Source organism: Shewanella sp. KX20019, from assembly GCF_016757755.1.
Classification (GTDB): Bacteria; Pseudomonadota; Gammaproteobacteria; order Enterobacterales; family Shewanellaceae; genus Shewanella.
This window is the reverse complement of the sequence record NZ_CP068437.1, coordinates 2,339,729-2,354,029: the sequence shown is the minus strand read 5'-3', so window position 1 is coordinate 2,354,029 and position 14,301 is coordinate 2,339,729. Positions and strand designations below refer to the sequence as shown.

Below are 14,301 nucleotides of genomic sequence, written 5' to 3'. Positions count from 1 at the left end.
CTCCTTTACATGCTTTTAAGCCATTACAGTAGTATGTATTCAGCTTTAACTTTAATTGTTAAACCAGAATCTAGCTGAATCTGAACATCTTCTTTTTTGATATCCAAAATAACACCAGCTACTGGTGCCTTACCTAGTTTGACATTTACACGTTGATTTTTCTTCAACTCAGCCAATACTGCAGGCGTTAAAATTACTTCTGCTACTTTCTCTTTTACAGGTTTTGCGCTTGTCGCCGCTTTCGGTCTTCTAGCAACCGGTTTTTTAGCTGGCTTCTTAGTCGGCGCAGCGGATTTACCAGCCTTAGCGATTCTTTTTGCTTTCGCTTTTTCCTGACTTTCTTTAAGTGTAGCTTGAGCATGGTCAACGTGCTCTTGTTCTAGCTCACCACAAGAATTACCCTCTAAATCGATACGGTGTGCACCGGCTTTCACACTTTTAAGGTAACGCCAGCTACTTGTGTATCTTCTTAAAGCGATTCTGAGTTGAGTCTTACTGACTTTAGAATCATCAGCTAACCTTTCCGCTAAATCTTGAAACAATCCGATTTTTAATGGCTTAGTTTCACCTTCAGCGATAAAGCATAAAGGAAATGTTTCATATAAGTACGCAAGAATAGCGTTGGTATCGGTCAACTTTTCTGTTGATTCCATCTTTACTTCCACAATTTAAAAAAGGGACACCACCAAAAGAGTTTCTACCTCTCATCGATTTATGTGTCGTTCATATTTGTCTGATTATGACCTAAAAAACAAATTAATAATGATTAACCTATTTTTTAAGTGGCAAAATCAAACCTACCTTAGCAACAACCTACCATAAACGCTATTGATTCGCTTTACCGAACAATCACGATTTGAGATTTCATTGCCCAAACCGCTTATTATAGAGAAGCACGAAATGATTGCGACCATCAATTAACAATAATTGCTCGTAGATTAACCAAATAGGCAGTTTTCGAGACTTTTAACCATCGTTTCTACCCCACGCTGGTCAATTTCATCAAACCTTGATAACGACGGGCTATCAATATCTAGTACCCCGATAACAATACCATCACGTCTGAAGGGCACTACCAGTTCCGAATTACTCGCCGAATCACACGCTATGTGACCCGCAAATTGATGCACATCTGCAATTCTTTGTGTTTGGTTTGTTTCAACCGCAGTACCACACACGCCCTTACCTATCGGAATACGAGAACAAGCCACTTTTCCTTGAAAGGGCCCAAGCACTAACTGATCATTCTTTAATAGATAGAATCCAACCCAATTAAGGTCTACTAAGTTGTCATTTAGTAAAGCTGAAAAATTGGCTAAAGCCGCGACTTGATCATCTTCCCCCGTCAGCAAAGCGGTAACCTGACGGTTTAAAGTGTCGTAAAATGGCGCAGTCATTAATATCCCCTAACAGTTTCGTCGATTGAAACAAATAAACTAACCATATTCTATCAGCCAGCAATCAATTTCAAACTGATTGTTTTTAACTTTAATTATTCTGAATCAGTCTTTTTTGATACTTTTTTAATGGCTTTCTTTTTCTCTGGCACACTACCTTTCAACAAGGATTGCAGCTCGTCTTTATGCTGCGCCAGATAAAAACCGATTTTTTCAATATCATTATCTGCTAGATCTAGTTCTGCTCTGCTCAGAAAGGGGATCAAGTTGTCAGCGACATCAAGCATCTTATCGTAGGCATCGGCCTCCTTTTTAGATGTAAAAGTCATCTTTTCAACCCCTTCTCTAACGACAACAAATTTTGTTATAACGGCCATAATTAACCTCGCACTGTTTTTATATACAGTAAAGAGTCTCACACATTGAAGTTCTTATGCAAGTTTTCTTGAAAATCTGGTACGCTTATATATTAAGGACTCTGTATTAATCAATTGCCTACGAATAAATTGAGTTCTATATCACGATAAAACTTTTTCTTTAACTTAGTACGTTTTATAGAGGTTTTGATTCTTATGGCATCGGACGCGCTAGATAATAGTGTTACTTTATGTCGGTCTTGTGACCTTGTCATCAGAAAGCGTGCGCTTCCAACAGGGGTGAGAGCACTTTGCCCGCGTTGTCACACGCAACTGTATGACACGCCTTATTGTTCTATAAACGGCATGTTGGCTTTATGTATTACCGCGATAATATTTTTCTTCCCTGCCAATACGTATCCCGTACTAGAGTTGGAATTTTTAGGCAGTATGCGTACCACAACGGTGCTCGAAGGTGCTATAGCTGTATATCAACAGGGCTACTGGGTCGTCGCTATTGCAGTAATGACAGCAGCTGTAATCGCACCAGGAATACTACTCGTGTCCATACTGGTGCAAATTGTGATTATAAAATATGGATTACAGCATTCATTTTTAAGGTCAGTATTAAAACAGGCATTAAAGCTACAGGGATTACTGACCCAACTCACCATGCTCGAAATTTATGTCATTAGTTTTTTAGTTGCCGCTTTCAACCTGGCAGATTTTGCAACTGTTTCTTTTGGTTTTGGAACCTTCTGCTTTACAATGCTGTTTATTATGAATTTATTTCTTTTGAGAGAGTACGATTTAGAGCATATGTGGAGTTTTCTTGAACAGTAACCCAAACAATTCCACCTTAGGCAAACAGATAGGGCTAACCTGTTGTCCAACCTGCAATAAGGTGACTTGTGCAGAGTCGGCATGCTGCAGTCGCTGCGACACTAAACTTACCATCAGAGACTACGCTAGCTTACAAAAAAGCTGGGCCTTGTTAATTACTGCCGCCATTTTGTTAATTCCGGCAAACCTTTACCCGATAACAACCCTGACAAACCAAGGAAAAGTCACTCAAGACACTATATTTTCAGGCATCGCGCATCTGGTAAAAACCGATATGATCCCGATTGCGATCATATTGTTTACGGCGAGTATTTTGGTTCCTTTATTAAAAATAATTGGACTCACCATATACTTAACCGCTATCAGCTTTAAATTACCTATTTCTAAAAAGAACCTAATGATAGGGTTTCATATTATTGAATGGATAGGTCGTTGGTCTATGCTAGACCTTTTTGTTATTTCATTAACAGTAGCCGTAGTCAATATGGGCCAGTTGCTGGACGCAAAGCCCGCTCCAGCGGCAACTGCATTTGCCTTAGTCATCTTGCTAACGCAACTGGCAGCCAAGGTTATTGATACACGTTTACTCTGGGACCGACTGGAATCTAAAAATGACTCACGTACAAACACCTAAAGTCGTAAAGAAAAAACTCTTCTCTCCTATTTGGCTATTGCCAATTATTGCGCTTGCGCTGGGTGCTTGGCTCGGTGTTAAAAGCATTCGCGAATCGGGGATCGAGGTCAGAATTCATTTCCCGAGCGCGACAGGAATAGACATAGGCAAAACCTTGGTTAAATACCAAGGTCTCACTGTAGGTAAAGTGGTCGATATTAGTATTGATGATGAACTTCAAGGTGTAAATGTCGATGTGTTAATGGACTACCGCTCTGCACCGTTTATCAATCAGGGCACCAAATTCTGGTTAGTCAAACCCAAAGCATCCATCACCGGCGTTGAAGGTCTCGATACACTATTTTCCGGCAACTACATCGGAATGTTGCCAGGCGATGGCGAATCTCGCTCATTTTATGAAGCTGAAATTACCGCCCCCGTCATTACTCCTGGCAATGAGGGCCTTATTGTCAACATCACATCCGAAAGATTGGGTTCTCTCGATGTCGGTTCCCCTCTTTTTTATCGTCAAATCCCCGTAGGACAAGTCGTTGGGTACCGTTTGGACGGCACTAAAAAAATCATTGTCACCGCTTTTATTCAGCAACAATATGCTAATTTGGTCAAAGTCGATTCTCAATTTTGGAATGTATCAGGGATCAGCATCGATGCCTCTTTATCTGGAATTGAGGTGCGCAGTGAAAGCCTAGCCGCTATTTTAGCCGGTGGTATCAGCTTCAGTTCTAGCGAAACTTCGCAGGAAGCCCAGAATCAGCATGAATTCTCTCTGTACGAAAGTGAAGAGCAGGCCTTCGGGGGTATTGAATTCATGCTAACGGCTACGGGCTCTGAATCAGTGTCGAAACACACCGCTATTATGTTTAGAGGCATTGAAATTGGACATATCACTAACAAAACACTAACCGACGAAGGCGTTAATTTAGTAGCTAAAATTGACAGTAAATATAGTGAATTGCTCGCTGGCAGTTCAACATTTTGGCTTGAAGGCGCTGATATATCTCTCAGTGGCATAAACCACCCTGAAAGATTATTGACTGGCAGTGTGATTAACTTTACCCCAGGCTCGGGCAAGCCACAGCAGCAATACTCACTATTAACTGAACGACCAGAGCCTGCAAACACGCAAAAACTGGCATTAACGTTACATTCCGACACCAATCCTGGGATCTCTGCTGGCGCGGAGTTGCGGTTTAAACAGATAACAATCGGTACTGTATTATCAAGCCAGTTAAATGATTCGTTAACCGAAGTGGAATACGATATTGAAGTAGATGGCGATTTTAAGTCATTAATCACCAAAGGCAGTTACTTTATCGCTGAATCAGTACTATCTGTTGAGGCGGATATCGATGGGATTGCTGTTTCAGCAAGAGATTTAAATACCTTTGCCCTTGGAGCATTAAGCTTAGTTAGAAGTAGCAGTGGTCAACAACTAGATAGTGGAGCCTCACTCAATGTGTTTGCCAACAATAGCGACGCTGAAAACTACTTTAATAGTAAGAGACTAATTAACAAGCAGTTAACCAGCCAAAATGGAGCTGATGTTACTAAAGGCTCACCTGTATATTATAAAAAAATGCAGATAGGCCAAGTAGAACAGGTTGAATGGCAGCGCAAAGAGAATAACTTCGTCATTGACATCAGTATCCAAAAATCATTTGCCAGTTTACTCACAGATAAAACTGTATTTTGGCGTAATAGCGCACTATCAATAAACGCTAACCTAAGTGGTGTCGAGGTTGAAGTATCACCACTTCTAGGTGCAATTAAGGGTGGGATCGCATTAGGCTTACTTGACAGCCCTGTAGCGGGTAGCGACAAACACCTATACGATTCAAAGTTTCTCGCCTTAAGCCAATCAACCGCTGTCACATTAACCTTCCCCGCTAGCGTTAAGTTAGCAAAGAAGGCACCCATTCGATATTTAGGTCACAAAGTGGGTGAAGTCCGCTCTGTTGTGCTGAGTAAAGATCTATCTGAATTAATCGTCGATGCTTACCTTTACGGAGATTATGCCGCTAATTTTAGTCAGCAAGATGCAACCTTCTCTATCGTCGATGTAAAAGTGTCGTTAGCCGGTATAGAAGCGCCAGAAGCGATTATAACTGGGCCCTATATTTCGGTATTCCCAGGCGTTAGTACACAAACATCGTCAGAGTTTGTCGGCTTAATTGAAAAACCGTTTCACAATGTTGATAACGCATTAACTATCATCATCACCAATAGCAGTCTGGGCTCAATCAATAAAGGCACTGCGATTTTCTTCCGTGGTGTAAAGGTTGGTCAAGTTGATAAATACAGATTGATAGACGATGGTACAGGCATTGAGATGACAGCGCACATTGAGAATTCATATCGCCACCTTATCAATAAAACCAGTGTTTTTTGGGATCTTTCTGGAGTGAAGGTCGATGTGGGTCTTTTCTCTGGCGCACAGATAGAGACAGGCTCTTTGGAAACAATACTGGCCGGTGGCATAGGCTTAGCGACTAAAGACATGACCACGACAGACAACATGCTTGATTCTAACGACCGCTTCTCTCTTAGCCCTGCACTCGATCCGCTTTGGCTTGAGTGGGCTCCTAGACAAACAGCCAAATAGAGTAAGATGGTAGTGACTATTTAAGGAGGAAGACGATACTGTTTGGCATCGTCTTTTTTCGTTAATTAACCATAAAACTGGTAACAAACAATGATTGCCGCCAAAATCCCAGCGAGATCAGCAAATAGACCACACGCTAAGGCATGCCTGCCATTGCGTATGCCAACAGCCCCAAAGTAGACAGCCAACACATAGAATGTTGTCTCTGTACTTCCCTGCAAAATAGCCGCGAGTCGCCCAGCAAAAGAATCAACGCCATAATGCTGCATCGTCTCTAACATCATCGCCCTGGCCCCTGAGCCACTAAATGGTTTCATTATTGCCGTCGGCATTGCCTCTACAAAACGGGTGTCGCCGCCAGCGAAAGCGACGAGTCCGGCCAAAAGATCCAATGCGTAATCCAACGCACCAGAAGCCCGTAGCAAAGCAATAGCGAGTAACATTGCTAGAAGGTAAGGAATAAGCTTTATCGACTGAGAAAAACCCTCTTTAGCGCCTTCAATAAATTCATCATAAACTGCTACTTTACGAAAACCTGCTACCAACACAAAACTAAAAATGAGTAGCAGTAAAATACCATTACCCATGGCAGTGCTGACGTCCCCAATAGCCGTAACAGTCAGTGTCGACAAATAGAAGATTAACGCCGTTAATGCCGCTAAAATTCCCGCTGCATAAGCGATTACGACGGTATTTAGAATCGATAAACGCTGCACAATGGCGACCGCTATTACTCCTGCTAATGTCGAGGCACTTGTAGCTAACAAAATAGGAAGAAATATATCCGCGGGGGCAGCAGCGCCTTGCTGCGCACGATATAAAAAAACAGTAACAGGCACGAGTGTTATAGATGAAGTATTGAGTACCAAAAATAGTATCTGTGCATTGGTGGCAGTATGCTTAACAGGGTTTAACGTCTGTAAGTCTTGCATCGCTTTAAGCCCTAACGGTGTGGCAGCATTGTCCAGCCCTAGCATGTTTGCCGTTAAGTTCATGGTAACGCTGCCATAAGCGGCATGTCCACGTGGCACTTCTGGCATCAATCGAGATAACAGAGGCTCAAAAGCACGGGAGAAAAATGCTACAACGCCAGCTTTTTCTCCAACTCTCATTAACCCCATCCAAAGACAAAGCACGCCAATTAAGCCTAAAGCAATCTCGGCTGCAAGCTTAGCACTAGAAAAAATAGCGTCGACACTATGGCTAAGAACGCCAATATTTCCACTCAATAACTGGATAAATATCGCGCCCAAAGCAATGGTAAAAAAGCCAAACCAAATCTTATTTAACACCTAGGGGTTCTCTCCTAATCGCGTACATCACTACACAGTTCCATACATGTGCTCCCACTATATCGCTGTTTAGGGTTATAATCTGAATACTTTATCGCATTACCTCAAGCATATGGCTCATTTTAATCAGAATTTTATCAGTAGCATCGAACAAGATCTTCCACCTCACCTCACCATGGAAGACTTTATCCGTTTTAGCAACAAGCCACTGCGCCCCTCTATACGTGTCAATACGCTAAAGATAGCTGCAGAGGATTTCATCGCATTGATGACCCCGAAAGGCTGGAGTTTCACCGAGATCCCTTGGTGTGAGCACGGCTATTGGATCGAATTATGCCACGACATTCAGCTCGGCAATACCATAGAGCACCTGCAAGGGCTTTTTTATATACAAGAAGCTAGCTCAATGCTGCCACCTACTGCACTAATAGCTCAAGAGGAAAACAGCGCCCAACAATATGTGCTAGACATGGCTGCAGCCCCAGGTTCAAAAACCACTCAAATTGCCGCACTGATGAACAACAAGGGGCTACTTGTTGCCAATGAGTACTCTGCTAGTCGAGTGAAGGTGCTACATGCCAATATAGCTCGAATGGGTGTTTCCAACTGTGCATTGACCCATTTTGACGCTCGTGTGTTTGGCGAATATATGTTTGAAGTGTTTGATTCAATATTACTTGATGCGCCATGTAGCGGTGAAGGCACCATTAGGAAAGATCCCGATGCATTAAAAAATTGGGATAACAATGATGTTAAAGGCATCGTAAACACCCAAAAAGAGTTAATTGACTCTGCATTTCAAGCGTTAAAAACCGGCGGTGAGTTAGTCTATTCAACCTGTGCCTTAAGTCGAAAAGAAAATCAACAGGTATGTGCTTATTTGAAGGAATGTTATCCCGAGGCGGTTGAGTTTATTAGCTTATCGTCACTATTTCCGGGCGCAGACAAAGCCTGTACAGAAGAGGGTTTTTTGCACGTATGGCCGCAAATTTACGATAGTGAGGGCTTTTTCGTTGCTAAAATAAAGAAAGTATCGAGTATAGAACGTCATTTACCTGAGCCTCGAAAGCAAAAAAACTTTCCGTTTGAAAAGGCATCAGCCAAACAGATCGCAGCACTTTCCGAATACCTTCAGACCTCGTTCGATATGGCTCTGGCTAATGACGGTGATATTTATGTACGCGATGCTGAAATATGGCTTTTCCCGCTACCGTTTAATGCGCTTATCGGAAAAATGCGTTTTCAACGCATCGGTATCAAACTGGCCGATATATTAAAAAAGGGGTTTAAAGTTAAGCACGAAGCAATATCAGCATTAAATACACCGATAAGCGCTACTTTAACAGATGAAGAGGCACAAGCGTTTCTGATGGGTCGTGATATCCCGTTACCCGAAAAGATTAAGCCCCAAGGCGAAACAATTGTCAGTTATGCTGGATGTTCATTAGGTGTCGTTAAACACCTTGGAAATAAGCTAAAAAACAACCTTCCCAGAGACTTAGTAAAAGACAAAATTGCACGTTACCCAAGCCTGTAATGTTTAGTTACATATAGATGGGAAGCTTAATAAAATAAAAAGGCTGAATGGCGAATGCTCTACTACACTCTAATACATTAGTTTTTACTGAGTTTGAGTAAATAGCAGATTTTAACCTAACGGTTATCAACAGTAGCGCACGGCTCCTAGAGAGCCATTCCCCTAGACCCAGAACAATTGGAATAGTTTTGGGTCTTTTTTTGTCTAAAATTTGGCATTTAAAATCTGCGAGAAAGAACGCTAAATATGATTATCTGCCGGCGATACGTGCAGCATCTTTAAATAAGTTGAAGAAGTTTTCTGTTGTGTACTCAGCAACATCAGCATATTTATCTCCTCTTAACTCAGCAACAAACTCAGCAACATCACGCACAAAAGCAGGTTGATTCTCTTGCCCTCGATGGGGTACAGGGGCCAAATAAGGAGAATCTGTCTCAACAAGCAGTCTATCTTTTGGCACTTTTCTAATGACGCTGCGCAGTTCACCGGCATTCTTAAAAGTGACAATTCCTGACACGGAAATGTAAAAGCCCATATCAATTGCAGCTTTGGCCATCTCCCAGTTTTCGGTAAAGCAGTGCAATACGCCACCAACAGAATCTGCGTTGCCACGCTTGAGAAAATCAATGGTATCTTCTCTTGCATCACGAGTATGAATAATCAGTGGCTTTTTAACCTTAACGGCAAGATCTATCTGCTGTTCAAAACAAGATTGTTGTAACGCTTTTGTCTCGTTAGCATAGAAATAGTCTAAGCCTGTCTCCCCTATTGCGACCACTTTTTCATCGCGGGCGAACTGCTCTATCTGTTCGACATTTAGTCCGTCTTGTACATCAAGTGGATGAACACCTGCAGATAGAAAAACCTCATCAAATGAAGCCATTTTCTGCTTCATCTCAATAAAACCCTGTTGCCTAACATTCACACACAAAAAGTAGGCAATATCACGCGCTTTAGCTGCATTAATAATGTTCGTTAAAGTATCTTGATCGGGGGCAGTTTTGAGGCGGTCTAAATGACAATGTGAATCGATAAGCACTGGAGAGTCCAACTAGCTAAAAGGAGAGCAAGTCTACCGAGCTACATAGTGCAGGTCAAATCTCCAGATGACAGTTCGGCAGAAAGTAGCTTTTCAATATGGTGTTTGTGGATGTCTGGCTCAGAGATTATTTTCACGCCAATACCAGCAGGACGCCCGCCTGATGCCCCTATGGGGTTAATCCAAACTACAACGCCCTCAAACTGCATTCTCTCAGTTGAGCCCGGGAGGTGATACGCCACTGACAGAGATTGGCCAAGAAAATAACTCTCTGTACTGCCAATAAATAACCCTGCAGGCTTTATGAAAGGCATATAGGCCCGATAAAGTTGATGCACAGTATCAAAATTGACAACAAGTTTCGTCATAGTGTTTTAGTGGTCCAATAACTGAGTGTATTCTCTGACTATGCCTTCAAATAACCCCAATGTATTCACCGTTGGCATCACTGACAAGCGCGTTTCTTGCTGCATGACCTTGGCTGCAAATACCGCAATTGATGCGCGTATTAAAGGGTCCATCGCCTGATCTTTCACAAGTTTTCGATGCAAAACTAGGTATAAAACCTTAATTGCGTCAGAAACTTGCTTTTCATTCACATTTTGTAAGCTAGCACAGAGCTGAGCCGACGACAAACTTTGAATCCAACCTTTTCTGAAGTCTAATAAGCTTTGGTAGCGGCCACTTTCAATTGCTGAGACAATCGCTAATGGCCCACCAACGACAGGTAAACACCAGCTGTAATCATCAGATGCTTTAAGCTCATCGCTAAGCCAGCTCTTCACATCCACTCTTGATGGAAGTTTAACTTGGATCCTTTGGCAGCGACTGCTAATTGTCGCCATTAACCGACTCGGCGTATTAGCTTGCAGAAAAAGAATCGTGTCTTTACCCGGCTCCTCTAGTGTTTTAAGCAAGGCGTTTGCAGAAGCTTGGTTGAGACGCTCACAATTAAGAATGACGGCAACTCGTCGTCCACCTTGTTGTGCTGTTGTCGTTAGTTTCTGGCATAACGTCCGAATCTGATCAACTTTGATTTGCGCACCATCAGCTTCAATTTTATAAAAGTCAGGATGACTATTAGCTTCAATTAACTGACATGCTTTACAAAAACCACAGGCAGCAGAAACCCCCACTTGGCTGCATAATGACGCTTTCGCCAGCATCAATGCCAACGTTTCACCGCCATAACCTGCATCTAATCCAATAAGATAAGCATGTGCGACCTGTTGACGATTTAACAGGGTGTTAAACGCATCATTTGCGTCCTGCAACCACGGTAAGAGCTGCATATTACCAGGCCTGATCTTGTAGTACTGCAATGATATCTTTATGCACTGCGGCCATGCTCTGGCTCGCATCAATGATCATAATAGAGTCGTCGTTGTCTGCGTAGGATAAAAACGTTGCCCGAGTTCGATTAAAGAAGGCGATCTCTTGCTGCTCTATCCTGTCCAACTCACCACGGTTAGCTGCACGTGCCAATCCAAGCTTAGGGTCAATGTCCAAGTAGAGTGTCAAATCTGGTTTAAAACCTTTTAACGTTGCATCACTAATGGCTGAAACCAATGGCATAAGATCGCGACCTCCCCCTTGATATGCCAGCGATGAAAGGTTGTGTCTATCGCCAAGAACCCACTTACCCTCGGCAAGAGATGGCTTAATCACATTCGCAACCAGTTGCGCCCTAGCGGCATAAAATATTAAGCATTCTGCTTCATCGCATAATGGGTCTGATTCGTTGGCAATTTTAACCAAATCACGCATCTGTTCTGCTAACGGTGTACCACCAGGCTCGCGGGTGCAAACAGGGATTTGACCAGTGTGCTTTTCTATAAAATCACGTACTAATGCGATTGCGCTAGATTTTCCTGCGCCTTCAAGCCCTTCTATGACAACAAACTTGGCGTTATTAGCCACGGTTGATTCTGTATTCATCGATTTCTCTGATATTTGTTCACTGCTCGATTATGTTCCAACAGTGTTTTTGAAAATACATGACTACCATCATTGCGCGAGACAAAATAAAGGTAATCCACATCGGCAGGATTTGCTGCTGCATGCAAGGCCGCTAGGCTTGGTGCCGCGATTGGCGTTGGTGGTAGCCCGTTAATTCTATAGGTATTAAAAGCCGTTTGCTCTCGCAGATCTTTGCGAGTGATATTCCCTTGGTAACGTTCGCCCATCCCATAAATAACGGTAGGATCCGTTTGCAAGCGCATCCCTTTGCGTAAACGATTAATGAAGACTGCCGCTATCCAAGGTCTTTCACTGGCTTTACCTGTCTCTTTTTCAATAATAGACGCGAGTATAAGCAGTTCATACGACGACTTAAACGGTAAGTCTTTTTGTCTGTTTTCCCAAGCCTTTTCTAGCTCAGCTTGCATCTTTCGATAACTTTCCTGCAATAGCGTATTGGCCGAACTATTGGCCCTATAATGGTAGGTATCTGGGAAAAACTTACCCTCTGGTAAAGCCGACTCATCGCCATTTTTCAGCAAAATACTATTAAAGAGTCCATCATCAAACTTGAGCTTTTGTTGCTCTGCTAATTGAAGTTGCCACTCTTTTACGGTTTGCCCTTCAAGTAGTGTAAGCGCAAATGATTTCTCATCTCCCGCAATCAGTTTGTCTAAAAGGCTATTAACTGTCTCTTGTGGATCTATCTCATATAAGCCGGACTTTATATGCGCTAACTCAGGGTGCAGACGCACTAACCATTTTAGTTTTCTACCATCTTCAATTAACTTCTTCTGGGTTAATATATTGGTGAACTGGCTAAATGACGTACCTCTCTTTATCTCTAACTCTTGTGCGTGTTCAACATTAAGCTGTGACTGAGCAAACATCGTTAAGGTTTGGTAACCCCAATAACCCCCTACTGCAACGACTGTTAGTAACGTAAACCCGGTCCCGAGCATGCCGATTAAGAATTTTTTCATAATGTCAGATCAAGTCGCTCTCTTAATAAAGATGTGTAAGGCGCTATACTAAAGGTTTGTTGGTCAACTTGAGTGACATCAACAACCCCGAGTAAACTATTGGTCATAAAAATATGTTTCACTTTCGAGAGTATATCAACATTCATTTCAGTAACAGATACCGAAAATTTCATCTCTAGCAGTTGATAAATGATTTGTTCTCTCATCATACCTGCAACCCCCGCATATGACAGCTTTGGAGTAACAATGCCGATATCCGTTTCAAAGAACAGGTTAGCCATCGATGATTCAATAATATCTCCATCACTATCAAGCACTAACCAATCGTCATAACCGTCAGCAAGGCTAACTGACTTCACCAATATCTGTTCTAGTCGATTACAGTGCTTGATCCCCGCTAAACGTGGCTGCTTTGCCAACAACACAGTTGAAGTTTGCAAGCTAACCCCAACTTTTTGCCAGTGTTGATACAAATCGGGAAACGGATGAACAGATACAACTTCGTTAATCGCAAGACTCGAGTTTGGCGGCGTATAGCCACGTCCACCAACACCACGAGACAAGAGAAGTTTAAGGCATGACTGAGGATTATCTTTAGCACACTGTAACAACAGCTCACGCAGTGTCGTTGTTGGCTGCCAATCAAAGCCTAAACGCCGCGCACCTTGAGCTAATCGCAAAAAGTGAGATTCAATAAATTGAATCTCACTTTTGTTCACTCGCATCGTTGCAAATAAACCATCGCCGTAGGCTACCCCTCTATCAAGAGGACTAATCGTGGCATCAGGTTGTCCATTTACCCAAACTAGCGCCATTAGCAAGCCTGACTAATTCTGTTTGCGACTGCGTTTTGTTGATCTCTGTATTTTGCACTCTCACGCTTACTGTAAAGTCTCACCTCAGCGCAGAGGTGAGGTTCCATAACGATAATGCCTTTATCTAAACACTCTTCAATCTCAATATCAGTTAAGCGCATGATCGTTAGGGTCCCTTAAGCTCACTTTTTTAGGATACTTCTATTTAACTAAAAGATGCTGTATTCGAGCCTTTAGAATATCGGTCGCTATACGGTTTTTACCGCCGCGGGGGACAATAATATCTGCATACTGTTTAGAAGGTTCAATGAATTGTAAAAACATCGGACGTACGGTTTCAGTGTACTGCGACATCACTGATTCCATTGTTCTGCCACGTTCAGCAACATCACGTGACAGTCTACGCATAAAACAAATATCCAGCGGTGTGTCCATAAATACACTCGCATCCATTTGGTCACGTAATGCTGGGTCAGTTAGCAGCAAGATCCCCTCAAGAATAATCACTTTCTTAGGAGTTAAGGTTACTTTCTCATCGGTACGCGTATGTTCGGTATAGCTGTAAACAGGAATATCAACCGGATTACCATCTTTTAGCGTCTGTAAGTGTTCACAAAGCAATTCGTGATCTAGCGCTTTGGGGTGGTCATAATTCGTCAATACACGCTGGTCCATAGACAAATGACCTTGATCGCGATAGTAAGCATCCTCTGCAATTACACCTATTTGATCAGTGCCTAGATCACGACATAACTCTTCATAAATCGTTTTAGCAATAAGACTCTTACCAGAGGCTGATGCACCAGCAATTGCGATTACAACACATTGTTTTGAATTCATTTAA

At 42.5% G+C, this 14,301-nt stretch carries 16 protein-coding genes; 4 read left to right on the top strand and 12 right to left on the bottom strand.

Features of this window, described 5'->3' with window-relative positions; translation table 11 throughout:
- Window positions 1-23: 23 nt before the first annotated feature.
- From proQ to JK628_RS10350, 3 genes are all read right to left on the bottom strand, one after another.
- Window positions 24-653 (bottom strand): RNA chaperone ProQ, encoded by a 630-nt coding sequence (gene proQ, locus JK628_RS10360; RefSeq protein WP_202289390.1) that lies wholly within the window; start codon window positions 651-653, stop codon window positions 24-26.
- 285 nt (window positions 654-938) lie between these two features.
- Window positions 939-1,397: a GAF domain-containing protein gene (locus tag JK628_RS10355; RefSeq protein ID WP_202289389.1), complete on the bottom strand. Its 459-nt coding sequence runs from the start codon at window positions 1,395-1,397 to the stop codon at window positions 939-941.
- Between the two features lie 95 nt (window positions 1,398-1,492).
- Window positions 1,493-1,774, bottom strand: coding sequence for a YebG family protein (locus tag JK628_RS10350; protein WP_202289388.1), 282 nt, complete (start codon window positions 1,772-1,774; stop codon window positions 1,493-1,495).
- Window positions 1,775-1,969: 195 nt separating this feature from the next.
- Here JK628_RS10350 and JK628_RS10345 point away from each other — a divergent pair, with 195 nt between their 5' ends.
- The 3 genes from JK628_RS10345 to JK628_RS10335 are packed head-to-tail and all read left to right on the top strand — an operon-like array spanning window position 1,970 to window position 5,832.
- The gene (locus tag JK628_RS10345; protein ID WP_202289387.1) at window positions 1,970-2,596 is read left to right on the top strand and encodes a paraquat-inducible protein A; all 627 of its coding nucleotides are present in this window, start codon (window positions 1,970-1,972) and stop codon (window positions 2,594-2,596) included.
- Window positions 2,586-3,230, top strand: a complete 645-nt coding sequence (locus JK628_RS10340) for a paraquat-inducible protein A (RefSeq protein ID WP_202289386.1) — start codon at window positions 2,586-2,588, stop codon at window positions 3,228-3,230. The genes JK628_RS10345 and JK628_RS10340 overlap by 11 nt, the downstream gene beginning before the upstream one ends.
- The gene (locus JK628_RS10335) at window positions 3,208-5,832 is read left to right on the top strand and encodes an MlaD family protein (protein ID WP_202289385.1); all 2,625 of its coding nucleotides are present in this window, start codon (window positions 3,208-3,210) and stop codon (window positions 5,830-5,832) included. Before JK628_RS10340 ends, JK628_RS10335 begins: the two co-directional genes overlap by 23 nt.
- Window positions 5,833-5,897: 65 nt before the next feature.
- Here JK628_RS10335 and JK628_RS10330 read toward each other — a convergent pair whose 3' ends face one another.
- Window positions 5,898-7,124 carry a nucleoside recognition domain-containing protein gene (locus JK628_RS10330; protein WP_202289384.1) on the bottom strand — a complete coding sequence of 409 codons (1,227 nt, stop codon included), beginning with the start codon at window positions 7,122-7,124 and terminating at the stop codon, window positions 5,898-5,900.
- Between the two features lie 112 nt (window positions 7,125-7,236).
- Here JK628_RS10330 and rsmF point away from each other — a divergent pair, with 112 nt between their 5' ends.
- Complete coding sequence (rsmF, locus tag JK628_RS10325; RefSeq protein ID WP_202289383.1) at window positions 7,237-8,661, top strand: 16S rRNA (cytosine(1407)-C(5))-methyltransferase RsmF; 1,425 nt, start codon at window positions 7,237-7,239, stop codon at window positions 8,659-8,661.
- Window positions 8,662-8,911: 250 nt separating this feature from the next.
- On the opposite strand, the gene JK628_RS10320 is transcribed toward rsmF, so the two are convergent.
- The 8 genes from JK628_RS10320 to udk are packed head-to-tail and all read right to left on the bottom strand — an operon-like array spanning window position 8,912 to window position 14,297.
- Window positions 8,912-9,700 (bottom strand): TatD family hydrolase, encoded by a 789-nt coding sequence (locus tag JK628_RS10320; RefSeq protein WP_202289382.1) that lies wholly within the window; start codon window positions 9,698-9,700, stop codon window positions 8,912-8,914.
- Between the two features lie 41 nt (window positions 9,701-9,741).
- Complete coding sequence (locus JK628_RS10315) at window positions 9,742-10,068, bottom strand: PilZ domain-containing protein (protein WP_202289381.1); 327 nt, start codon at window positions 10,066-10,068, stop codon at window positions 9,742-9,744.
- A gap of 6 nt (window positions 10,069-10,074) precedes the next feature.
- A complete protein-coding gene (gene holB, locus JK628_RS10310; protein WP_202289380.1) occupies window positions 10,075-10,992 on the bottom strand; it encodes a DNA polymerase III subunit delta' in 918 nt (305 codons plus the stop codon).
- A 1-nt stretch (window position 10,993) separates the two neighbouring features.
- Complete coding sequence (gene tmk, locus JK628_RS10305; RefSeq protein ID WP_202289379.1) at window positions 10,994-11,638, bottom strand: dTMP kinase; 645 nt, start codon at window positions 11,636-11,638, stop codon at window positions 10,994-10,996.
- Window positions 11,635-12,642, bottom strand: a complete 1,008-nt coding sequence (gene mltG, locus JK628_RS10300; RefSeq protein WP_202289378.1) for an endolytic transglycosylase MltG — start codon at window positions 12,640-12,642, stop codon at window positions 11,635-11,637. The genes tmk and mltG overlap by 4 nt, the downstream gene beginning before the upstream one ends.
- Window positions 12,639-13,457 (bottom strand): aminodeoxychorismate lyase, encoded by an 819-nt coding sequence (gene pabC, locus JK628_RS10295; RefSeq protein WP_202289377.1) that lies wholly within the window; start codon window positions 13,455-13,457, stop codon window positions 12,639-12,641. Before pabC ends, mltG begins: the two co-directional genes overlap by 4 nt.
- The gene (locus JK628_RS10290) at window positions 13,457-13,618 is read right to left on the bottom strand and encodes a hypothetical protein (protein ID WP_202289376.1); all 162 of its coding nucleotides are present in this window, start codon (window positions 13,616-13,618) and stop codon (window positions 13,457-13,459) included. The genes pabC and JK628_RS10290 overlap by 1 nt, the downstream gene beginning before the upstream one ends.
- 40 nt (window positions 13,619-13,658) lie before the next feature.
- Window positions 13,659-14,297: a uridine kinase gene (gene udk / locus JK628_RS10285; protein ID WP_202289375.1), complete on the bottom strand. Its 639-nt coding sequence runs from the start codon at window positions 14,295-14,297 to the stop codon at window positions 13,659-13,661.
- Window positions 14,298-14,301: the final 4 nt, after the last annotated feature.